This window comes from Allobosea sp. RAF48 (genome assembly GCF_052114025.1).
Lineage (GTDB): Bacteria > Pseudomonadota > Alphaproteobacteria > Rhizobiales > Beijerinckiaceae > Allobosea.
The window spans coordinates 113,729-135,596 of record NZ_JBFRDZ010000015.1; the positions used below are offsets into that span (position 1 = coordinate 113,729).

At 66.7% G+C, this 21,868-nt stretch carries 20 protein-coding genes; 12 read left to right on the forward strand and 8 right to left on the reverse strand.

Annotated elements, in window-relative coordinates:
• Positions 1–55: 55 nt before the first annotated feature.
• The 3 genes from AB4Z10_RS24170 to AB4Z10_RS24180 are packed head-to-tail and all read right to left on the reverse strand — an operon-like array spanning position 56 to position 3,401.
• Positions 56–907, reverse strand: coding sequence for a PCC domain-containing protein (locus tag AB4Z10_RS24170; protein ID WP_441472951.1), 852 nt, complete (start codon positions 905–907; stop codon positions 56–58).
• A complete protein-coding gene (locus AB4Z10_RS24175) occupies positions 904–2,538 on the reverse strand; it encodes an acyl-CoA synthetase (RefSeq protein ID WP_441472952.1) in 1,635 nt (544 codons plus the stop codon). Before AB4Z10_RS24175 ends, AB4Z10_RS24170 begins: the two co-directional genes overlap by 4 nt.
• Positions 2,535–3,401 (reverse strand): IclR family transcriptional regulator, encoded by an 867-nt coding sequence (locus AB4Z10_RS24180; protein WP_441472953.1) that lies wholly within the window; start codon positions 3,399–3,401, stop codon positions 2,535–2,537. The genes AB4Z10_RS24175 and AB4Z10_RS24180 overlap by 4 nt, the downstream gene beginning before the upstream one ends.
• A gap of 247 nt (positions 3,402–3,648) precedes the next feature.
• On the opposite strand from AB4Z10_RS24180, the gene AB4Z10_RS24185 reads away from it, so the two are divergent.
• The 8 genes from AB4Z10_RS24185 (at position 3,649) to iolB (ending at position 14,616) form a co-directional block, all read left to right on the forward strand.
• Positions 3,649–5,517: a TRAP transporter large permease gene (locus AB4Z10_RS24185; protein WP_441472954.1), complete on the forward strand. Its 1,869-nt coding sequence runs from the start codon at positions 3,649–3,651 to the stop codon at positions 5,515–5,517.
• Positions 5,518–5,578: 61 nt separating this feature from the next.
• Positions 5,579–6,598 carry a TRAP transporter substrate-binding protein gene (locus AB4Z10_RS24190; protein ID WP_441472955.1) on the forward strand — a complete coding sequence of 340 codons (1,020 nt, stop codon included), beginning with the start codon at positions 5,579–5,581 and terminating at the stop codon, positions 6,596–6,598.
• Between the two features lie 151 nt (positions 6,599–6,749).
• Positions 6,750–7,553: an SDR family NAD(P)-dependent oxidoreductase gene (locus tag AB4Z10_RS24195; protein ID WP_441472956.1), complete on the forward strand. Its 804-nt coding sequence runs from the start codon at positions 6,750–6,752 to the stop codon at positions 7,551–7,553.
• 215 nt (positions 7,554–7,768) lie between these two features.
• On the forward strand, positions 7,769–8,635 hold the full coding sequence (locus tag AB4Z10_RS24200; protein ID WP_441472957.1) for a MurR/RpiR family transcriptional regulator: 867 nt from the start codon (positions 7,769–7,771) through the stop codon (positions 8,633–8,635).
• Between the two features lie 110 nt (positions 8,636–8,745).
• Positions 8,746–10,680, forward strand: coding sequence for a bifunctional 5-dehydro-2-deoxygluconokinase/5-dehydro-2-deoxyphosphogluconate aldolase (locus AB4Z10_RS24205; RefSeq protein WP_441472958.1), 1,935 nt, complete (start codon positions 8,746–8,748; stop codon positions 10,678–10,680).
• A gap of 172 nt (positions 10,681–10,852) precedes the next feature.
• The gene (gene iolD, locus AB4Z10_RS24210; protein ID WP_441472959.1) at positions 10,853–12,703 is read left to right on the forward strand and encodes a 3D-(3,5/4)-trihydroxycyclohexane-1,2-dione acylhydrolase (decyclizing); all 1,851 of its coding nucleotides are present in this window, start codon (positions 10,853–10,855) and stop codon (positions 12,701–12,703) included.
• Positions 12,704–12,821: 118 nt separating this feature from the next.
• Positions 12,822–13,706: a myo-inosose-2 dehydratase gene (gene iolE / locus AB4Z10_RS24215; RefSeq protein WP_441473019.1), complete on the forward strand. Its 885-nt coding sequence runs from the start codon at positions 12,822–12,824 to the stop codon at positions 13,704–13,706.
• Between the two features lie 112 nt (positions 13,707–13,818).
• Positions 13,819–14,616, forward strand: a complete 798-nt coding sequence (iolB, locus tag AB4Z10_RS24220) for a 5-deoxy-glucuronate isomerase (protein WP_441472960.1) — start codon at positions 13,819–13,821, stop codon at positions 14,614–14,616.
• Positions 14,617–14,684: 68 nt separating this feature from the next.
• On the opposite strand, the gene AB4Z10_RS24225 is transcribed toward iolB, so the two are convergent.
• Entirely contained in the window at positions 14,685–14,999 is a 315-nt protein-coding gene (locus AB4Z10_RS24225; protein ID WP_441472961.1) for a hypothetical protein, read from the reverse strand.
• Positions 15,000–15,249: 250 nt separating this feature from the next.
• Between AB4Z10_RS24225 and AB4Z10_RS24230 the strand changes: the two genes are divergently transcribed.
• A complete protein-coding gene (locus AB4Z10_RS24230; protein WP_441472962.1) occupies positions 15,250–15,552 on the forward strand; it encodes a hypothetical protein in 303 nt (100 codons plus the stop codon).
• 107 nt (positions 15,553–15,659) lie between these two features.
• On the opposite strand, the gene AB4Z10_RS24235 is transcribed toward AB4Z10_RS24230, so the two are convergent.
• The gene (locus AB4Z10_RS24235) at positions 15,660–16,325 is read right to left on the reverse strand and encodes a hypothetical protein (RefSeq protein ID WP_441472963.1); all 666 of its coding nucleotides are present in this window, start codon (positions 16,323–16,325) and stop codon (positions 15,660–15,662) included.
• A 195-nt stretch (positions 16,326–16,520) separates the two neighbouring features.
• Between AB4Z10_RS24235 and AB4Z10_RS24240 the strand changes: the two genes are divergently transcribed.
• From AB4Z10_RS24240 to AB4Z10_RS24250, 3 genes are all read left to right on the forward strand, one after another.
• Positions 16,521–16,730, forward strand: a complete 210-nt coding sequence (locus AB4Z10_RS24240; protein ID WP_441472964.1) for a hypothetical protein — start codon at positions 16,521–16,523, stop codon at positions 16,728–16,730.
• 153 nt (positions 16,731–16,883) lie between these two features.
• Positions 16,884–17,204 carry a polyhydroxyalkanoic acid system family protein gene (locus AB4Z10_RS24245; protein ID WP_441472965.1) on the forward strand — a complete coding sequence of 107 codons (321 nt, stop codon included), beginning with the start codon at positions 16,884–16,886 and terminating at the stop codon, positions 17,202–17,204.
• 209 nt (positions 17,205–17,413) lie between these two features.
• Complete coding sequence (locus AB4Z10_RS24250) at positions 17,414–19,315, forward strand: cation:proton antiporter domain-containing protein (protein ID WP_441472966.1); 1,902 nt, start codon at positions 17,414–17,416, stop codon at positions 19,313–19,315.
• Between the two features lie 64 nt (positions 19,316–19,379).
• Here the strand turns inward: AB4Z10_RS24250 and AB4Z10_RS24255 are convergent, their stop codons facing one another.
• The 3 genes from AB4Z10_RS24255 to AB4Z10_RS24265 form a co-directional block, all read right to left on the reverse strand.
• Positions 19,380–19,799, reverse strand: a complete 420-nt coding sequence (locus tag AB4Z10_RS24255) for a DUF3830 family protein (RefSeq protein WP_441472967.1) — start codon at positions 19,797–19,799, stop codon at positions 19,380–19,382.
• Between the two features lie 140 nt (positions 19,800–19,939).
• Positions 19,940–21,010, reverse strand: a complete 1,071-nt coding sequence (locus tag AB4Z10_RS24260; RefSeq protein WP_441472968.1) for a patatin-like phospholipase family protein — start codon at positions 21,008–21,010, stop codon at positions 19,940–19,942.
• The gene (locus tag AB4Z10_RS24265) at positions 21,007–21,792 is read right to left on the reverse strand and encodes a 3-hydroxybutyrate dehydrogenase (protein WP_441472969.1); all 786 of its coding nucleotides are present in this window, start codon (positions 21,790–21,792) and stop codon (positions 21,007–21,009) included. Before AB4Z10_RS24265 ends, AB4Z10_RS24260 begins: the two co-directional genes overlap by 4 nt.
• Positions 21,793–21,868 lie beyond the last annotated feature (76 nt).

Here is a 21,868-nt window from a genome sequence, read left to right on the forward strand (position 1 = left end):
TTCGGCAAGAGATTCTCGGGTCTGCGCTGCGCTTCGCCCGAGAATGACGAGGTGGTTACAGCGCCTCCAGGACCAGCTCGAATGTCATCAGCACCGGATTGTCGCCCCGAACCAACCGCCCGCTTGCCAGCGCGCCGCTATAGTCGACCAGCGCGACATCGATCGCCGCTTCGAAGCCCCCCACGCCCGGAGCGATCCGACCCTCGGTGATCGCAACCTCCGTAGCGAAGTTCTCGACCGCCCCGCCATCCGTGAACCGCGCCCCTATGGTCGAGCCGACGCCGCCATGGATCACCGCCTCGCGGATGCCGCGATCGGCGCAGAACGCTTCCAGAACCCTGCAGAAATCGACATTCGGCTTCACCCGCAGCGCGAAGAAGCGCCCATCCCCTGCACCACCCGACGCGGACGACACCGGCCCGAACAGCTTGAAATGGGTCTCGCTGTCCGGCTCGGCCACGAAAACCGCTCCGTCGAGCCCCACCGCCGGCACGGTGATCGTCTCGGCGACCGTTGTCTCGTCCGGCAGGATATGGCCGCCGCAGCGCTTGCCATCGCCTTCCGTCCAGAGCGCATGAGCGTGGAAGAAAGGCGCCCCGTCACGCTGGCCGAAGGTCATTGCACCCATCTCGATGCGCGCGCCGCCTTCTGGCCTGAACGTCTCGCTGTAGAATGCGGCATGCTCCGGCGTCTTCGACAGGGCCGGCATCACATAGGCGAAGGGCAAGAGCTTCAGCCCGTCGAGCTTCACCATGCCCGAGGCGAACCCCTCTGCCGCGAAACCGCTCCTCACCGCCTCCAGCAATGGCACACCAGCTGGCAACATCAGCGAAAAAGCGCGCCCGCCGCATTCCACACATTGGATGCGCTCGGGCGTGCCGGTGCCGGGCTGCTCGATGCGCCTCATGACGCCTTCCCCTTCAGGAAATCGAGCTCGCCGCGCTTCTCCAGCTCATCCTTGACGAGGCGCTTCGGCACCTTGCCGTAGCCCGATTTCGGCAGGGCCTCCCAGAACAGGAAGCGCTTCGGCATCTTGTAGCGGGCGATCTTCGGCCCGAGGAAATCCGCGATCTCGGCCTCCGTCGCGCTCTGGCCGGGTCGGTTGACGCAGACCGCGATACCGATCTCGCCCCAGACCGGATCGGGCACGCCGAGCACGGCCACCTCCGCGATCGCCGGATGGGTCAGGATCTTCTCCTCGATCTCACGCGGATAGATGTTCGAGCCGCCGGAGATGTACATGTCCGAGGCGCGGCCGGTGATGTAGACGAAGCCCTGCTCGTCCATATGACCGAGATCGCCGGTGCGGAACCAGCCGTCGCGGAAGGATTTCGCGTTGGCTTCCGGGTTGTCGTAATAGCCGGCGAAGACCGCGGGCCCGATCACGCAGATTTCGCCCTGAACGCCCGGCTCGACCTCCTTGCCGTCCTCATCCTGGATCTGCACCTGCATGCCCGTGCGCTCGAAGCCGCAGGTGCCGATGCGGGCATTCGGCCCGTCCTCGGCCTCGTGCAGGGCCGGCGGCAGCACGGTGATGTTGCCGGTGACTTCGCCCAGCCCGAAATACTGCACGATCACCTTGCCGAGCTTCTTCAGCGCCGCCTTCTGGTCTTCGCGATACATCGGCGCGCCCGCATAGATGATGTAGCGCAGGCTGGAGTGATCGTGCTGGTCGGCGGCGGGATGCTCGACCAGCATCTTCAGGATCGTCGGCACGGTGAAGATGTTGCTGACGCGGTGCTTCGCGATCAGGCGATAGGCCTCGTCGATGTCGAAGCGTTCGGTCGGCAGCAGGATCGAGGCCGCGCCCCGCGCCGAGATCATGAGCTGGTGCACGCCCGCGCCATGCGAGAGCGGCGCCACCACCAGCGAGGCGTCCTTTTCGGTCGAGCCCGGCACGAGGTCGCAGAGATGGTTGGTGATGACGAAGCCCATCTGGCCATGGGTCAGCACCGCCGCCTTGGAGCGCCCGGTCGTGCCGGAGGTGAAGAAGAACCAGCAGGGATCGTCATGCTCGACCGCGGCATTCTCGATACGCTCGCCGCGATGGCGCGCGATCACCGCGCCGACCTCGTCTTCGCCGAAGGCGCCCGCTCCGATCCGCCAGGTGAACTCCGGCGCGGGGCTCGAAGCAGCGACAGCCGCCGCATGCTCCGGGAAATCGCCATGGCAGAGGAAGCCCTTCGCCCCCGAAGCCGTGGCGAGATAGGCGACCTCGTCCGGCAGCAGGCGGAAATTCGTGGGAACCCAGACGGCTCCGAGCCGGAAGGTCGCGAACATCGAGACGAACATCGCGTCGCAATTTTTGGAATGGACGAGCAGGCGGTCGCCCTTGCCGATGCCGCGCGCCTTCAAACCCGCGGCAAGCGCCGAGACCTGCGCATCGATCTCGGCCCAGTCCAGCGTCTTTTCGCCCCAGATGAAGGCGGGATGCCCGGCCAGGCGGCGCGCATTCTGCGTCACGATATGGGCGAGGTTCATCACCCGCCGCGTCATCGGCACGACACCCCCGATGGGGGCTGCGGTTGCGGAGCTCATCTTGCGGCTCTCCCTGTCTCGATCTGTCGTGGCGCGGCCGCCACAATGGGCTTGCTGCCCTGCTTGGAAACGAACATCTGCGCCAGCAGCGCTTCCATCCGCGCGGCCTCGCGTGCCAGCAGCCGCGAAAGCTCCTCCTGCCGGGCCGGCGCCATGCGGCTGTCGATCGCGGCAATCGAGAAGGCCCCGGCGACGCGCCCGTCCGGATAACGGAAAGCCCGCCCGACGCCCCAGGAACTGGCGACGAGCCGGCCGGGATTGAGCGAGAACCCACGCTCGCGTGTCTCCGCGATATCGACCCTCATCGCGTGCGGCGCAAAGCCGGGGTAGCGCGCCAGCAGCGCCGCTTCGTTGGCGGCGATAATGCGGTCAACATCTTCGTCTGGCAGCGCGGCGAGGAGCGCGAGCGCGCCGGCGCCGACGCCCAGCGGATGCTGGTCACCGGTCTGCAGCGCGTGGGTGCGCACCGGATAGGTACCCTCCTCCCGGTGCAGGCAGATCGCGTAGTTCTCGCGCCGGATGGTGAGAAAGCTCGTATCCTGCGTCTCGCCCGAAAGCCGGCGCAGGCTGTCCATCGCCAGCTCGAGCAGGCCGTGGCGGCGCGCCGCCAGCACGCCCAGCACGAAAGCCTCCTCGCCAAGGCAATAACGGCGCGTCTGCGGCTCCTGTTCGACCAGCCCGGCCCGCATGAGGGCCAGCAGCAATCGCCGGGTCGTCGGCTTGTTGAGCCCACTGCCGGAGACGATCTCGCCGAGCGGCAGGCCTTCGGCCGGCTCCCGCCCGATCAGCGAGAGCAGCCCGAGCGCCCGGTCGACGCTCTGCGAGCCGGACAGGCCGGCTTCGGGCGCGGAACTCTGCGGCAAGCGTTCCTCCTGATAGTCCATATCATGGACCTTGTTCTTATCGCCTGAGCCTAGATTGGCGCATTGCCGATTGCAACGCCGCCTTCGACGTGTAAATCTGCCGACCGTCCGCTACTCACAGTATGGACCGAAATCGACGCCGGCGACCCACAAGATCGGCGCGAAGGGAGGATGAACGATGGCCCTCGTGGCAACCTGCGTAGCGGGCGCAAGCGCGCGCCGCCCGAGCTTCGGCTGAGGCCGCGGCATGGTCGATGTCGCCGATACCCTGACGATCCCCGAGAATCTGAGCGAGAACGCCGACGCGCGTCCGGGCTCCGCCATCATGCGCCCGGTCGAGATCGTCGCGGCCGCGCTGGTCGCCTTCATCATCGGCGTGCTGCTGCTCGGCGTCGTCTCGCGCTATGTCTTCGCGCTGCCCTTCGTCTGGGTCGACGAGGTCGCCTCCATCGCCTTCATCTGGCTCGCCATGCTCGGCGCCGCCATTGCGGTCGACCGCAACGAGCATCTGCGCCTGACGCTCTTCGTCGGCATGATGCCCACGAGGCTGCGCGAATTCGTCGAGACGCTGGCGCTCACCGCCGTGGCCGCCTTCCTGGCCGCGATGGTCGACCCGGCCATCGAATATGCGGTGGAAGAGAGCTACGTCACCTCGGCCGCGCTCAACATTCCCGTCAGCTGGCGCGTCTCGGCCCTCGCCGTCGGCATCGTGCTGATGGCGCTGCTCACCCTGCGCTATCTGTTCAAGACCGCGCGCCTGGTCGACATCGCCGCCGCGGCCCTCGTCGTCGGCGGGTTCGGTCTCGCCTTCTGGCTCCTCGGGCCGACGCTGAAGGGGCTCGGCTACTATAACATCCTGATCTTCCTGATCGGCGTCGTCGCCGCCTGCCTCGTCGCGGGCGTTCCCATCGCCTTCTGCTTCGGGCTGGGCACGCTCGCCTTCCTCGCCTTCTCGACCAACGTCCCGATCATCGTCATGGTCGGGCGCATGGACGAGGGCATGTCGAGCCTCATCCTGCTATCCGTGCCCATCTTCGTGCTGCTCGGCTGCATCCTCGACGCCACCGGAATGGGCAAGGCGATCGTGGATTTCCTCGCATCGCTGCTCGGCCATGTCCGCGCCGGCATGTCCTATGTGCTGCTCGGCTCGCTCTATCTCGTCTCCGGCATCTCGGGCTCGAAGGTCTCGGACATGGCGACGGTCGCGCCCGCGCTGTTCCCGGAGATGAAGCGGCGCGGCTACAAGCCCAAGGACCTGATCGCGCTGCTCTCCACCGGCGCGGCGATGGCCGACACCGTGCCGCCCTCGATCGTGCTGATCGTGCTCGGCTCCGTCGCCGGCGTCTCGATCGCCGGCCTGTTCAATGCCGGCTTCGTCATCGCCGGCGTGCTGCTGGTCGCGCTCGCGGGCCTCGCCCGCTGGAAGGCGGCGGCGGAGGACATGAAGGGCGTGCGCCGCGCTCCGCTCGCGGTCATCGGCAAGGTCGCGCTCGTCGCGGCTCCCGCCCTGGTCCTGCCCTTCATCATCCGTGCCGCGGTCGGCGGCGGCGTCGCCACCGCGACCGAAGTCTCGACCATCGCGGTGCTCTATGCGCTCGTCATCGGCATCGTCCTCTATGGCGGCATCGGCCCGCGCAAGTTCTACGCGATGCTGGTCGAGACGGCGGCGCTCTCCGGCGCGATCCTGATGATCCTCGGCACGGCGCTCGCCATGGCCTGGGCCCTGACCCAGACCGGCTTCGCCCGCGACCTCGCCGGCTTCATGGCGCATCTGCCCGGCGGCTGGCTCAGCTTCATGGCGGTGTCGATCGTCGTCTTCATGATCCTCGGCTGCGTGCTGGAAGGCCTGCCGGCGATCGTGTTGCTGGCGCCCTTGATGTTCCCGATCGCGAAGAGCCTCGGCATCAACGACGTGCACTATGCGATGGTCGTGGTCACCGCGATGAATATCGGCCTGATGGCGCCGCCGATCGGCATCGGTTTCTACATCGCCTGCAAGATCGGCAACGTCTCGCCTGACGAGGCAATGGGCGCGATCTGGCCCTATCTCATCGCCCTGCTCGTTGGCCTCGTCGTCATCGCGCTCGTCCCAGGCCTCTCGACCTGGGTGCTGTGAAGCTCACCGCCAACCATAAGAAACTTGCAAGACAACAGACGTTCTCAAGGAGAAAACGCCCATGACCATCTCGCGCCGCACCCTGCTCCAGGCGACAGCCGCCGCCTCCGCCATCGGCACCTTCCATATCGGCCGCGCCAATGCCCAGGCCGCCGAGTTCACCTACAAATACGCCAACAACCTGCCCGTCGCGCACCCGATGAACACCCGCGCCAACGAGGCCGTTGCGAAGATCAAGGAAGAGACGAAGGGCCGCGTCGACATCCAGATCTTCCCGAACAACCAGCTCGGCTCCGACACGGACATGCTGAGCCAGGTCCGCTCGGGCGGCGTCGAGTTCTTCACCCTCTCGCCGCTGATCCTGTCGACGCTGGTCGCCAACGCCTCGCTCTCGGGCATCGGCTTCGCCTTCCCGAACTATGACGCGGTCTGGAAGGCGATGGACGGCGAGCTCGGCGCTTACGTCCGCGGCCAGATCAACAAGGCCAACCTCGTCGTCATGGACAAGATCTGGGACAACGGCTTCCGCCAGATCACCTCGTCCAAGGGCCCGATCAACACGCCCGACGACCTGAAGGGCTTCAAGATCCGCGTGCCGGTCTCCCCGCTCTGGACCTCGATGTTCACCGCGCTCCAGTCGGCACCGGCCTCGATCAACTTCGCCGAGGTCTACACCGCGCTGCAGACCAAGATCGTCGACGGCCAGGAGAACCCGCTCGCGATCATCTCGACCGCGAAGCTCTTCGAGGTGCAGAAGTACCTCTCGCTGACCAACCACATGTGGGACGGCTTCTGGTTCCTGGCCAATCGCCGCGCCTGGGAGAAGCTGCCGGAAGACCTGCGCGCCATCGTCGCCAAGAACATCAACGCCGCCGCGCTGCTGGAGCGCCAGGACGTCGCCAAGCTCAATGCCGGCCTGCAGGGCGAACTCGCCTCCAAGGGCATGACCATCAATGAGACCAAGGCCGACGCCTTCCGCGACGCTCTGCGCAAGGCCGGCTTCTACGCCGAATGGAAGAAGAAGTACGGCGACGAAGCCTGGGGCATCCTGGAGAAGGCCGTCGGCAGCTCGCTGAGCTGATCTCTGCCACACCGTCATTCTCGGGCGCCGCGCAAGCGGCGACCCGAGAATCTCATGACCAGCTCGCTCTGGTTTCCGAGATGCTCGGGTCAAGCCCGAGCATGACGCGCTTCTTGAACGCGTCCGCGCTACACCCACAGAAAGACCTTCCATGGCCGACCGGCTGAAGGGCAAGATCGCCATCGTCTTCGGCGCCGGCTCCTCCGGCCCCGGCTGGGGCAACGGCAAGGCCGCCGCCGTCGCCTATGCCCGCGAGGGCGCCGGCGTCGCCTGCATCGACCTGAACCTGGCAGCAGCGGAAGAGACCGCCGCGATCATCGCCGGAGAAGGCGGCAACGCCCTGGCGCTGGCGGCCGATGTCACCAACCTCGCCTCGGTCGAGGCCTGCGTCGCGGACGCTGCGCAGCATTTCGGCGGCATCGACATCCTCCACAACAATGTCGGGGTCACCCATATGGGCGGCCCGGTCGAGCTGTCGGAGGAGCAGTTCAACGCCTCGCTCCAGCTCAATCTCGGCTCGGTCTATCGCTGTGCCAAGGCCGTGATTCCGCAGATGCTGGAGAGCGGCGGCGGCGCGATCGTCAACATCTCCTCACTCGCCGCCATCCGCTGGACCGGCTATCCCTATTTCGCCTACTACGCCACCAAGGCTGCGGTGAACCAGGCGACGGTGGCGCTCGCGATGCAGTACGCGAAGCAAAACATCCGCGCGAACTGCATCATGCCCGGCCTGATCGACACGCCGCTGATCTACAAGCAGATCTCCTCGCAATACGCCTCCGTCGAGGAGATGGTCGCCGCCCGCGACGCGCAGGTGCCGATGGGCAAGATGGGCACGGCCTGGGACATCGCCAACGCCGCCGTCTTCCTCGCCTCGGACGAGGCCAAGTTCATCACCGGCGTCTGCCTGCCGGTCGATGGCGGTCAGAGTTGCACCGCCGGCCTGCCGGGCTGAGCCACGGCGTCGTTCCCGGGCGAAGCGAAGCGGAGGCCCGGGAATCTCGTGCCGGGAAAGCAGCTGGAATCTCCTGCGGCAAGAGATACTCGGGTCAAGCCCGAGCATGACAGCCCCCTTCCCCGGTCGATTGTTCATTCCCCTATTGGAACGCTTGCTCCATTTCCGCTTCGCTGCCAGAACTGTCGCAACGGGGACGGCAACGGGAATCCAGGATGAGCGAAACCGCCGTTGCGGAACTGCCGCGTGATTTCGACGGCCTGCGCACGCTGATTCTCGCCCAGCGCGAGAGCCTGCCCAAGCGCATCGCCCAGATCGCGGCCTATGCGCTCGACAATCCCGACGAGATCGCCTTCGGCACCGCCGCCAGCATCGCTGTCTCGGCCGGCGTGCAGCCCTCGACGCTGATCCGCTTCGCCCAGCATCTCGGCTTCGACGGCTTCACCAGCCTGCAGGGCGTCTTCCGCGAGCGGCTGCGCGAGCGCAATTCGAGCTATGAGGAGCGGCTCAACACGCTGCGCGCCGGCGAGGACGCGGCCGCTGGCAATCACCGCATCCTCGACGGCTTCCTGACCGCCTCGCGCAAATCGCTCGACGTGATGAGCCGCTCGCTCGATCATGGGGCGCTCGACCACGCGATCGCGACGCTGGCCGAGGCCGAGACGATCTATATCCTCGCCCGCCGCCGCTCCTTTCCGGTCGCGAGCTACCTCGCCTATGCGCTCGGCAAGCTCGAGGTGCGCAACCAGCTCGTCGAATCCGCGGCAGGCCTGAGCCCCGAGATCATCTCCTTCGCCACGCCGGGGGACGCCGCCCTCGTCGTCAGCTTCTCGCCCTATACGCCGGCGACGATCGAGGATGCACGCGGCCTCGCCGAGCGGGGCGTGCCGGTTGTCGCCATCACCGATAGCGCCTTCTCGCCCCTCGCCAGTTTCGCGCAGACCTGGTTCGAGGTGGCCGAGGCTGATTTCGGCGGCTTCCGCACCCTGTCCTCGACCATGGCGCTCGCCATGGCGCTCGCCGTCGGCATCGGCGATGCCCGCCGCGCCGGGCGCGGCCGTCGCCGCCGCTCGCGTGAGTAGGAACAAGTATTCCGCATTGACGGCGTAATGGAATTATTATTTCATACCGTCAGCGCGGAGCCGTTCGGCCGACCGCGCCTCACAAGAAGCGACAAGGCCTGGAGGAACATATGACGGGACCGCTCGGCGGATCGGCGCAGGCGCTCGACGTCATCACCATCGGCCGCGCTTCGGTCGATCTCTACGGCCAGCAGATCGGCTCGCGGCTGGAGGATGTCACCAGTTTCGCCAAATCGGTGGGCGGCTGCCCGGCGAACATCGCCATCGGCACGGCGCGGCTCGGCCTGCGCTCGGCCCTGCTCACCCGCGTCGGCAACGAGCAGTTCGGCCGCTTCCTGCGCGAGCAGCTCGCCCGCGAAGGCGTCAATCTCGACGGCCTCAAGACCGACTCCGAACGCCTCACCGCACTCGCCATCCTCTCGGTCGAGAGCGACAAATCCTTCCCGCTGCTGTTCTACCGCGAGAACTGCGCCGACATGGCCCTGGAGGAAGGCGACATCGACCCGACCTTCATCGCGAAGGCCCGCGCCGTCGTCGTCACCGGCACGCATTTCGCCCGGCCCAAGCCCGAGGCCGCCCAGCGCAAGGCGATGAAGCTGATGCGCGGGAACGGCGGCAAGGTCGTGCTCGATATCGACTACCGGCCTAATCTTTGGGGCCTTGCCGGCCACGACGCCGGCGACAACCGCTACATCGCCTCGCAGGCCGTCTCCGAGCGGATGAAAACCGTGCTGCCGGGCTGCGACCTGATCATCGGCACCGAGGAAGAGGTGCTGATCGCCTCGGGCGAGAGCGAGCTCTTGCAGGCGCTGAGGACGATCCGCTCCATCACCCCCGCCACCATCGTGCTCAAGCGCGGCCCGATGGGCTGCATCGTCTATGAAGGCGCGATCCCGGACGATCTCGAGGACGGCATTGTCGGCAAGGGCTTCCCGATCGAGGTCTACAATGTGCTCGGCGCCGGCGACGCTTTCATGTCCGGCTTCCTGCGCGGCTGGCTCGGCGGCGAGAGCCTCCAGACCGCCGCGACCTGGGCCAATGCCTGCGGCGCCTTCGCCGTCTCGCGCCTGCTCTGCTCGCCGGAGAGCCCGACCTTCGAGGAATTGCAGTATTTCCTCAGGAACGGCAGCCCGCACCGCGCCTTGCGCAAGGACGAGGCCATCAACCACATCCACTGGGCGACGACGCGCCGGCGCGACATCCCCTCGCTGATGGCGCTCGCCTGCGACCACCGCATCCAGCTGGAAGAGCTTGCCGCGAAGCTCGGCGCCGACCCCGCCCGCATCCGTGACTTCAAGGTCCTCGCAGTCAAGGCTGCCGCCCGCGTCGCCGATGGCCGGCCCGGCTACGGCATGCTGCTCGACGAGAAGCATGGACGCGAGGCGATGTTCGAATTCGCGCGTCATCCCTTCGCCTGGCTCGGCCGCCCGGTCGAGCTGCCGGGATCGCGCCCGCTGCGCTTCGAGACGAGCCAGGACATCGGCTCGCTGCTGCCGGAATGGCCGGTCGACCACTGCATCAAGGCTCTCTGCTTCTATCACCCGGACGATTCCGAAGAGCTGAAGCAGACACAGCAGGACAAGCTGCGCGGTCTGTTCGAGGCTGCGCGCAAGGTCGGCCGCGAATTGCTGATCGAGATCATCGCCAGCAAGAACGGCCCGCTGGGGCCGGACACGATCGCTCGCGCGATGGAGGAGATCTACGCGCTGGGCATCAAGCCGGACTGGTGGAAGCTCGAGCCGCAATCCTCTCCAGCCGCCTGGGCGGCCATCGAGAAGACCATCGCGAAGCACGATCCCTGGTGCCGCGGCGTGCTCCTGCTCGGGCTCGACGCCCCTGCCGAGGAGCTGGAGGCAGGCTTCGCCGCCACGGCCGCCGCCCCCATCGTCAAGGGCTTCGCCGTCGGCCGCACCATCTTCATGGCCGCAGCGGAAGGCTGGCTCGCCGGCAAGCTCGACGACGAAGCCGCCATCGCCGACATGGCCCGGCGTTTCGAGGCACTGACCGACCTCTGGCTTGCCACGCGCGGCCGCAAGGCGGCGTAGGCTCGGTGCTGCACTTTCATCCTCGCGGGTCATCCCGGACAAGCCGCGATAGCGGCGCCGATCCGGGATCCATTCCGGAGCTTTCATCGGTTAGGCTCCGGAATGGATCCCCGGTCTCGCTTCGCTCGTCCGGGATGACATCGTTACTTGTTATAGAGAGTCGGAAACCGACATGACTCGTACCGTCCGCCTCACCATGGCGCAGGCGCTGACGCGCTATCTCGCGGCGCAGATGACGGAGGTCGACGGGCAGCGCCTGCCGATCTTCGGCGGCGTCTGGGCGATCTTCGGGCATGGCAACGTCGCGGGCCTCGGCGAAGCGCTATGGCACGAGCGCGAGCGCCTGCCGACCTTCCGCGCCCATAACGAGCAGGCCATGGCGCATGCGGCCATCGCCTATGCCAAAGCGAACATGCGCCGCCGCTTCATGGCCGCGACCACCTCGATCGGCCCCGGCGCGACCAACCTCGTCACCGCCGCGGCGCTCGCTCATGTCAACCGCCTGCCGGTGCTGCTGCTGCCGGGCGACGTCTTCGCCAACCGCATTCCCGATCCCGTCCTCCAGCAGGTCGAGGATTTCGGCGACGGCACCGTCTCGGCCAATGACTGCTTCCGCCCCGTCTCGCGCTATTTCGACCGCATCACCCGGCCCGAGCAGATCATCCCGGCGCTCGCCCGGACCATGCAGGTGCTGACCGATCCGGCCGAATGCGGGCCGGTGACACTGGCGCTCTGCCAGGACGTGCAGGCGGAAGCCTATGACTATCCCGAGAGCTTCTTCGCCGAACGGCTCTGGACGCCGCGCCGACCCCGGGCGGACCGCGACGAGCTGAAGGCTGCCGCAGCAGCTCTGAAAGGCGCGAAGAAGCCTCTGATCGTCGCGGGCGGTGGCGTGCTCTATTCCGGCGCTTCCGACGACCTCGCCCGCTTCTCGGCCACGACGGGCATTCCCGTCTGCGAGACGCAAGGCGGCAAATCCTCCCTGCCCGATGACGACGCGCTCAACATGGCCGCCGTCGGCGTCACCGGCACCGCAGCGGCCAACCGCCTGGCCGCTGAAGCCGATCTTGTTCTGGCGGTGGGCACCCGCCTGCAGGACTTCACCACCGGCTCCTGGGCGCTGTTCGGCGCGCAGCAGAAGACGATCATCGGCCTCAACGTCCAGCCCTTCGACGCTGGCAAGCACCGCGCCCTGCCCCTCGTCGCCGATGCCCGCGAGGGCCTGGCCGAGCTGGCGGAGATCATCGGCGGCTGGAAGGCGCCCGAGAGCTGGACAGCCGACGCCAAGGCCGGCAAGGCCGACTGGCGCGAGGAGGCAGACAAGGTCACCGCTGCCACCAACGCGGCGCTCCCCTCGGACGCGCAGGTCATCGGCGCGGTCCAGCGCGCGCTGGGCTCGGACGTCGTCCTGCTCCACGCTGCAGGCGGGCTGCCCGGCGAATTGCACAAGCTCTGGCAGGCCGGGGCACCCGGCTCCTACCACGCCGAATACGGCTTCTCCTGCATGGGCTACGAGATCGCCGGCGGTCTCGGCGCCAAGATGGCACGCCCCGACAAGGAAGTCGTCGTCATGGTCGGCGACGGCTCCTATCTGATGCTGAATTCCGAGATCGCGACCTCGGTGATGCTGGGGCTCAAGCTCACCATCGTCCTGCTCGACAATCGCGGCTTCGGCTGCATCAACCGGCTCCAGAACGCGACCGGCGGCCAGAGCTTCAACAACCTGCTCCGGGATTCCCGGCACGAGACGCTGCCCGAGATCGACTTCGTCGCCCACGCCGCCAGCATGGGCGCGATCGCGACCAGGGCCGCCTCCATCGCCGAGCTTGAAGCCGCGCTGGCGCAGGCGAAGACCAACAGCCGCACGACCGTCGTCGTCATCGACACCGACCCGTTGATCTCGACCGGCGCTGGCGGCGCCTGGTGGGACGTTGCCGTGCCTGAAGTCAGCGAGCGCGATCAGGTGCGTGCAGCGCGGGCGAATTACGACGAACGACGCAAACAGCAGCGCGTCGGTGAATAACAGGCCGTCATTGCGAGCGTAGCGAAGCAATCCAGGAGACGTCGAGCTCCATGAGACCTGGATTGCTTCGCTACGCTCGCAATGACGGCGGCAACCGTGAATGAGAAAGACCCGACACATGATCCGCATCGGCGCGAACCCCATCGGCTGGTCGAATGACGACATGCTCGAGATCGGCGGCGACATCCCGCTCGAAACCTGCCTGAAGGAGGCGCGTGAAGCCGGCTTCACCGGCATGGAACTCGGCAACAAGTTCCCGCGCGAGGCCGCCCGGCTGAAGCCGATCCTCGACGCCCACGGCCATGCGCTGGTCTCCGGCTGGTATTCGACCGAGCTGCTCGTCCGCGACGTCGCCGCCGAGATGGAAGCGGTGAAGGCTCATGCGAAGCTGCTGCGCGACATGGGCTGCTCGGTGCTGATCGCCGCCGAGACCTCGAACGCGATCCACTCCGACATCACCAAGCCGCTCTCGGCCCGCCCCGTGCTGCCCAAGGCCCGCTGGGACGATTTCGGCGCGCGCTACACCAACTTCGCCGAGGCGGTGAAGGCGGAGTACGGCCTGCAGCTCGTCTATCACCACCACATGGGCACGGTCGTGCAGACCGAGGCCGAGATCGACCGGTTCATGGGCGTCACCGGCCCGGCCGTCGGCCTGCTGCTCGACACCGGCCACGCCACCTGGGGCGGCGGCGATCCCGCTCGCATCGCCCGCCACTGGAAGGCGCGCATCCACCACGTCCACTGCAAGGATATCCGCGAGGAGGTGATGTGGCGTTCCAATCGCGAGGATTGGTCCTTCCTCGAATCCGTCCTCGCAGGCGTCTACACCGTGCCGGGCGATGGCCTGATCGACTATGTCCGCGTGCTGAGAGAGCTCTGGGACTATTCGGGCTGGATCGTGGTCGAGGCCGAGCAGGACCCTAAGAAGGCGGAGCCCGCCGCTTACGCGAAGCTCGGGCATGCCAATCTGGCGCGCTTCATCAAGGAAGCGGGCCTGGTCTGAATACAACGTCATTCTCGGGCGAAGCGAAGCGCAGACCCGAGAATCTCTTGCCGGAGATGCTCGGGTCGAGCCCGAGCATGACGAGCCCACCGAGAATGCGCTGGAGAGCCCCATGTCCCATCTCAAGGTCAAGCCCAACGGCTCCCACGGCCACGTCACGCGTGTCACGCCGGAGAATGCCGGCTGGACCTATGTCGGCTTCGATCTGCACCGCCTGAAGCCGGGCGAGACCGTCTCGGCTCCGACCGGCGGTCGCGAGACCTGTCTCGTCTTCGTCACCGGCAAGGGCAAGGTCGAGGCCGGCGGCAAGGAACTCGGCGAGCTCGGCCAACGCATGAGCCCCTTCGAGGGCAAACCCTGGTCGGTCTATGTTCCGCAAGGCTCGGACTGGTCCGTCACCGCCACCACCGATCTCGAACTCGCGGTCTGCACGGCCCCCGGTCTCGGAGGCGGCTTGCCCGTGCGCGTCATCGGACCGGACGATCTCGGCCAGGAGATTCGCGGCAAGGGTTCCAACACCCGCCACGTCACCAACATCCTGCCGGAAGGCGAGCCGGCGGATTCGCTGCTCGTCGTCGAGGTCATCACTCCCGCCGGCAACACCTCGAGCTACCCGCCGCACAAGCACGATCGGGACGACCTGCCGCAGGAGTCCTATCTTGAAGAGACCTATTACCACCGCCTCAACCCGCCTCAGGGCTTCGGCTTCCAGCGTGTCTACACGGATGACCGCAGCCTCGACGAAGCCATGGCGATCGAGGACGGCGACGTCGTGCTGGTGCCGAAGGGCTATCATCCCTGCGCCACCTGCCACGGCTACGATCTCTACTATCTCAACGTCATGGCCGGCCCGAAGCGGACCTGGAAATTCCACAACGCCGCCGAGCATGAGTGGCTGCTGAAGGGCTGATTGCCGGCTCCGCGCGGGCGCCTGGCTGAGGCCCCCGCCCTCTTACCGGAACGAGCCGGCCACCCGGCTCACCGGGCGCACTTGTAGACCGTGCCCGATGTGTCCGGCCCCTTCCACTTGATGTCGGCCGCGCTGGAGACGACATGGCTCCCGCCCATCTCCGCCGCCCTGATCTTCAGACGCGTCACGATCGTATCGCGCGCCGTATCGGTGAGCAGCACCGAATGCAGATCGGACTTGCCGTCGATCACGCCGAGCTTGGTGCAGCCCTCCACCACGCTCTGCGTATCCGTGACCACGACGGCGCTGCTGCGCGAGGTGTGATAGGCGCAAGCTCCCAGAAACAAAGCCGGCAGAAGAAGGAAGAAACGCGGCATCGACATGGTCCAGACTGTCCTGATCGGTTTGGCCATCATGTTCCGCTGCTGTCGCGCAAATGCAAGCCCGGATCTGTGCATGCCCCTTCGGGTTCCTTCACCAGATCGGCGTTCACTCAATTTGAGCGGAATTGTGCGGCTATTGAATGATTTCGGCTGTGCGAACTTTAACGCAAGACCTGAGACATTCTTGACCTGCAACCACGGCTGCTCTTAAGTCCCCCGCAGGCCAATGGGAGGCTGAAAAGGATAAAATATGCGTAGCATTCTGATCGTCGGCGCGATGGCCGCTCTCCTCGCCGGTTGCCAGACCGCGCAGGAGTCCATGGCTGACGCTGAAGTCACCTGTGAGGCCCAGGGCTTCCGTCCCGGCACCCGCGCTTACCAGCAGTGCCGCTCGGCGAACTATGTCGAGAACCGTCGCGCTTCGAACGAGGCCGGCAACGCGGTCGCCGCCGGTGTCGCGGCGGGCGTCGTTGGCGGCGCGATCGCGGCCGGCGCCAGCCGCAACTACTACTACGGCCCCGGTTATTACGGCCCGCGCCGCTACTGGTGGTAACAATCGAGCGGCGCCTCCCGGAGGCGCCGCGCCAGCAATTCGGGAGCCCTGCGACGCCTCGCGCCGCAGGGCTTTTCCTTATGCGCTTTCGACCCCCCTGATTCCGCTCAGCGCTTGGTCGAGCGCCTGCGGGCCGGAGCGGGCGCCGGCTCCTCCCTGCTCGAGGCCGAGGCCAGCAGAGAGCCGATCACGTAGACGGCGAGTCCGAGCCCGACCAGGGCGGCCATGGGCTCGCGCTCGGCCCGCTTGACCAGCATGCGCCCGCCCGTGTCGGCGAATTCACGCGCGCGCGACGCATAGTCGTTGGCGCGATCCGCATAGTCGTCCGCAAGGTCGCGGCGGGCGCTCAGCCAGTTGCTGCCAGCCTTCAAGGCACGGCTTCCGGCTTCCGCGGCATCGGAGCCGTAGTCATTGAGCCAGCCACGCACCCGGCCATAGTCGGGCTGATACCGCTCCCAGCGCGAGACAGGCCGGCTGCGCAGCGTAGCCCAGGCGATCAGCCCGATGCTCACGGCACCGAGACCGAGCGTCGCGAGCGGATGCCGCTCCACCGTCCGCGCCACGGCTTGCCCGCCTTCGCGGGCCGTCGCGATCGGGTCGGCCTCGTCCCAGGCTTCCCTCGCCCGCTCATAGCCATCCTTCACCGTCTCGCTCGCCTTGTCGGCCATATCCGCCGCCTTGCCGCGCAGCGTGCTCACCGTGGACTCGACCTGATCCTGAGCTTCCTCGGCAGTGGTAGGCACATCCGGCGGAAATCTGTTGGCGATCGCCATGGCGGTCTCTCCGTTTCTGAAAGGGGGCACGGCCATGGAACGAGGGACGGAGCGGCTGGGTTCCCGCCGACGCGCGAAAAGACGGCCGACGCGAAAAGCCATGGGTCATCATTCTTCGCTGTTCGGCCATAACCCGGTCATGTTTGGATGCGATCTCCCCGGGAACAGGGGCAATCAACGAGAAGGAGACGCTATATGCACGTTCAGCACCTCCAGATCGCACATCCCTCGGTTCTCTCGGATCCGGAATGGATCGCGCTGGAAAGCATCGAAGAAAAGACCCAGCATTTCATCTTCGACGATACGATGCTGCTCGCCTTGCGCGATCGCGGGCTCGTCGAGACGGATGGAGCCGCGTGGCACGTCACGCAATCCGGTCAGCAGCGCCTGAGCGAACGCAGCTGAGCTCCCGGCAGATCGCCGGGCTCTCTCGCGCTTATCTTGCAGGATTACCTTGTCGATCGTCACGCCCGCTTTTCGGCGGGCTTTCGGCGGCGCTGGAAAATCTCCGGCGCCGTCGCCATGTCTGGCTGCAGTTCCACTGCTCGATGAGGCGCCATGGGCAAGCCCGTCTCCATTACCATCTCGCATGATCTCGGCCGCGAGGCCGCGCTCAACCGCCTGCGCAGCGGGATCGATCGCATCCGCGACAGGCTCGGCATGGTCAGGATGCAGCTCGTCGAGGAGCGTTGGGAGGGCGACAGCCTGCATTTTGGCGTCGGCGCGCTCGGCCACACCGTCCATGGCCGCGTCGAGGTCGAGGAGCGCCTCATCCGCGTCGAGGTGACGCTGCCCTGGATGCTCGCCGTCTTCGCCGAGAAGCTGAAGATCGGGGTCGAGAAGCAGGGCCAGGTCCTGCTCGAGAAACCCAAGGCGTAGGACTTACCCGTCATTCGCCGTTTGCGTCGCGGTCACCCGGCCGCCGACGTCGCTTCCTCATGTCCGCGGCTCACGCCGAAGGGACAGAAAATTCGCCATGGCAAGCCTAAAAGACGTACGTCTTTCGGTTGAAATCGGCGGTCTCAGTCCCCATGCTCCGAAACGTTCCAACATTTTCGATTTCTTGACGTTTCGGATTCGGGAGACCCATGCATCACGGCCCGCTGATCGCCATCATTGTCGCGGGCCTAGGCCTTGCTTTCGTCTTCGGGGCGCTTGCCCAAAAACTGCGGATTTCCCCCCTCGTCGGCTATCTCGTCGCCGGCGTCGCCGTCGGCCCGTTCACACCCGGCTTCGTCGCCGATCAGAACCTCGCCAACGAGCTGGCCGAGATCGGCGTCATCCTGCTGATGTTCGGCGTCGGCCTGCATTTCTCCCTCAAGGACCTGCTTTCGGTGAAGGCGATCGCGGTGCCCGGCGCCGTCGTCCAGATCGGCATCGCCACGCTGCTCGGCCTCGGGCTCGGCACGCTGCTCGGCTGGAGCTGGTTCTCCGGCGCGGTCTTCGGCCTTGCCCTCTCCACCGCCTCGACCGTCGTGCTGCTGCGTGCCTTGCAGGAGCGCCGGATGGTCCAGACCGAGCGCGGCCGCATCGCCGTCGGCTGGCTGATCGTCGAGGATATGGCCATGGTGCTGGCGCTGGTACTGCTGCCGGTGCTGGCCGACATCATCAACGGCGGCTCGCAGCCGGGCGCGAGCGCGCCGCTGGCGACCCGCTTCGACCTCGGCATCTGGGGCGTAATCGGCCTGACCTTCGCCAAGCTGATCGGCTTCCTCGCTTTCATGCTCGTCGTCGGGCGGCGCGTCATCCCCTGGGTGTTGCACTGGGTCGCCCATACCGGCTCGCGCGAGCTCTTCCGCCTCGCCGTGCTCGCAGTCGCCCTCGGCGTCGCCTATTCGGCCGCCACCCTGTTCGGCGTCTCCTTCGCGCTCGGCGCCTTCTTCGCCGGCATGATCCTGTCGGAGTCGCCGCTCTCGCAGCGCGCAGCCGAGGAGACGCTGCCGCTGCGCGACGCTTTCGCGGTGCTGTTCTTCGTCTCGGTCGGCATGCTCTTCGACCCCGGCATCATCCTGCGGGCGCCGGGTCCGCTGATCGCGACGCTCGCCATCATCCTGATCGGCAAATCCGTCGCGGCCTGGATGATCGTGCGCGCCTTCGGCCGCTCGAACGCGGTCGCGCTCACCATCTCGGCCTCTCTCGCGCAGATCGGCGAGTTCTCGTTCATTCTGGCCGGGCTCGGGAGCGCGCTCGGAATCCTGCCGGCCCAGGGCCGCGATCTGATCCTGGCCGGCGCGATCCTGTCGATCCTGTTCAATCCCGTGATGTTCGCGCTGGCCGAGCGCCTGGCTTCGGAGCCCCCCGCGACGGCGAAGCCAAAGCCAAAGCCCGCGCCTGCTCCAACCGAGCCGGCCGCGGCGGAAAAGGCCGCGGCTCCTGTTCCCCAGCCCGAAACACCGCCGGAGCGCGACATCACTCCCACCAGCCTCAACGATCATATTGTCGTGGTCGGTTACGGCAGGGTCGGCAGCCTGCTCGGTGCCGGCCTGCTGGCGCAGGGCTCGAAGCTGCTGGTGATCGAGGACAATCCGGACGCGGTCGAAACCGCGAAGCGCGACGGCGCCGAGCTGCTCGTCGGCAATGCGGCCGACCCCGAGGTACTGTCCGCGGCGGCGGTCGGGCGCGCCATCCGCCTCTTCGTCGCCATCCCCGGCAGCTTCGAGGCCGGCCAGGTCTGCGAGCAGGCCCGTGCCGAGAATCCGACCCTGCCGATCGTCGCCCGCGCCCATTCCGATGCGGAGGTAGCCCATCTCACCAAATGCGGCGCGACGTTGACGATCATGGGCGAGGCCGAGATCGCGCGGGCGATGCTGGGCCTGTGCCAGAACCTGGCCGCCACGGCACAGCCTGAGGCCGAAGCGGAAACGAAGGCCGCGCCGCCCGAGACGCAGACCGACGAGGCACTACCAGCCGAAGCGGCCGAGCCCCGCATGTTGAGGCCGCGCAAGCCGGCGGCGGAGAGCCCGCCGGAAGATCCGCCGGCCGCCGCGTGAAAGAGAAAGGGCGGGACGCCATGCGTCCCGCCCTTCTTGTCTCAACCCGTGCGCTGGATACGGCTCAGCCGGCCAACTCGAAGCGGATGTCCTGCGCGCCTTCCCAGAGGGTCTTGCGGCCGAGCGCGTAGAGGTTCTCAAGCCCCGAGGTCAGGGTAAGGAAGTGGTTGCCGGAGAGGACGCCGGCCTTGCTGGCGAATTGCACGCCGCCATAGGCGAGCAGGATCTCGGTCTCGCTCACCCCGCCCGGATAGAGGATGATCTGGCCCGGAGCCGGATAGGCCGTGTTGTTCTCGTAGCCGACGCCGAAATCGAGATCGCCGAGCGGCATCCAGACGCCCTCGCCGCTCCAGCGCACATGCACGATCTTGCTGACGAAGGGCAGGTGCCGCAGAAAGGCGGCGCAGGTCTTCGGCGCGGCCTCGAGCTCGAGCTTCGCCTCGAAGCTGTAGGGGCCGGCGGTGACGATCAGCTTGCTGCTCATGGAAAATCCCTGTCCTTCTGAAAACGGGTCCCTGACGGTGAATGGCATTTCGCCTCGCCCTCGCGCAAGCGCGGTCCCGGGAACAGGTGAGACGCCGGAACGCGAAGAATCCTGCAATCAGCGGACTGGGTTCGGGAGCCTCAGGTGATCGCCTCCCGCAGGTCGAGCGTCTCCGTGTGGCCGATCGCGGCATAATTGCGCTTCAGCCAGCGCTTGGCCGCCCCACGGCCTATGTCGCGCAGCCGCAGCAGGAAGGACCAGTCGGCGTTCATCCGTGACGAGGAGGTCAGTTCGGCCAGCGGCGGGCCGCCGTCGATCCGGTGCATCAGCACGCGCTTGTACTCGTCGCGCGGCACCTTGCCGGCATCGACGAGGCGGTTGACGAAGTCGATGGCGCGCAACTCGCGCAGCAGCGAGGCGTTGAAGGTGATCTCGTTGATCCGGTCCTGGATCTCGCGCGCCTTGGTCGGCAGCTCCTTGCGCTGGACCGGGTTGATCTGCACCAGCAGGATGTCGTCGCAATCAGCCTTGTAGAACAACGGGAACAGGGCCGGGTTGCTCATATAGCCGCCGTCCCAATAGGCCTCGCCGTCGATCTCCACGGCCTGGAAGACCATCGGCAGGCAGGCCGACGCCATCACGTGGTCCGGGGTCAGGTCCTTGCCGTCGAACACGGCGATCTTGCCGGTACGGACATTGGTCGCGGCGATGAAGAGTTTCACCGCGTCGCAGGCCCGGACCTTCTCGAAATCGATCAGATCGGCGACGACGCCGCGCAGCGGGTTGATGTTGAGCGGGTTGATGTCGTATGGGCTCGCGACCTTCGAGAACATCTCCAGGAAGAGCAGGCCGGGCGGCGTGCCGTCACGGCCCCAGGAACCGAGCATCGTGTCGAGCAGCGAGCGCTCCGAGCCAGCATATTTGCCGTCGACGCTGACCGCCCGCCAGAAGGCTTCAAGCTTGGCGCGCGCGCCGTCGGCGCCCCCGTCGATCCAGCCTTCGACCAGCACCACAGCATTCATCGCGCCGGCGCTGGTCCCGGTCAGGGCCTCGATGCCGAGGCGCCCGTCTTCGAGGATGACGTCGAGCACGCCCCAGGTGAAGGCGCCATGGGCGCCTCCGCCTTGCAGGGCCAGCGAGACCGTCTTTTCCGCCTTCGGCCCGGCCAGTCCCTTGACCGGCTCGGCCTTGCGGGAGGGGCGCCCGCTCACGCGGCGGTCCAGCCGCCGTCGATTGGCAGGGTAGCTCCCGTGATCGACTTCGCCGCGTCAGTGCAAAGGAAGACGGCGAGCGCCGCGACCTGCTCGACCGTCACGAACTCCTTGGTCGGCTGGGCGTCGAGCAGCACGTCGTTGATGACCTGTTCCTTGGTCATGTTGCGCGCCTTCATCGTGTCGGGGATCTGCTTCTCGACCAGCGGCGTCCAGACATAGCCGGGCGCAATGGCGTTGACGGTGATGCCCTTGGTCGCGACTTCCAGCGCCACCGTCTTGGTCAGCCCGGCGATGCCATGCTTGGCGGCGACATAGGCTGATTTGAACGGCGAGGCTACGAAGGCATGCGCCGACGCTGTGTTGATGATGCGGCCCCAGCCCTTCTCCTTCATCTTCGGCAGGGCGGCGCGTATGGTGTGGAAGGCTGAGGACAGGTTGATCGCGATGATCTGGTCCCACTTTTCCAGCGGAAACTCGTCGATGGGCGAGACGTACTGGATGCCGGCATTGTTGATCAGGATGTCGATGGCGCCGAACACCTTTTCGCCCTCGGCAATGAAGCCGGCGATCTCGGCGGGCTTCGTCATGTCCGCCGGCGAGAACAGCACCTTGACGCCGAACTCCGTCTCCAGGTCGGTGCGCAGCTTCTCTGCATCGGCTGGCGGGAGGATGCCGTTGATGACGAGATTGGCGCCCTCGGCACCAAGCGCGCGGGCGTAGGCGAGGCCAATGCCGGAGGTCGAGCCGGTGATGGCCGCAGTACGGTCTTTGAGGAACATGAGCGTCAAGGCCCCTGACAATCGAGGAGAAAATGCTTAGGTTCGGGCTGAACGTGGCAATGCCGCAACGACAGGC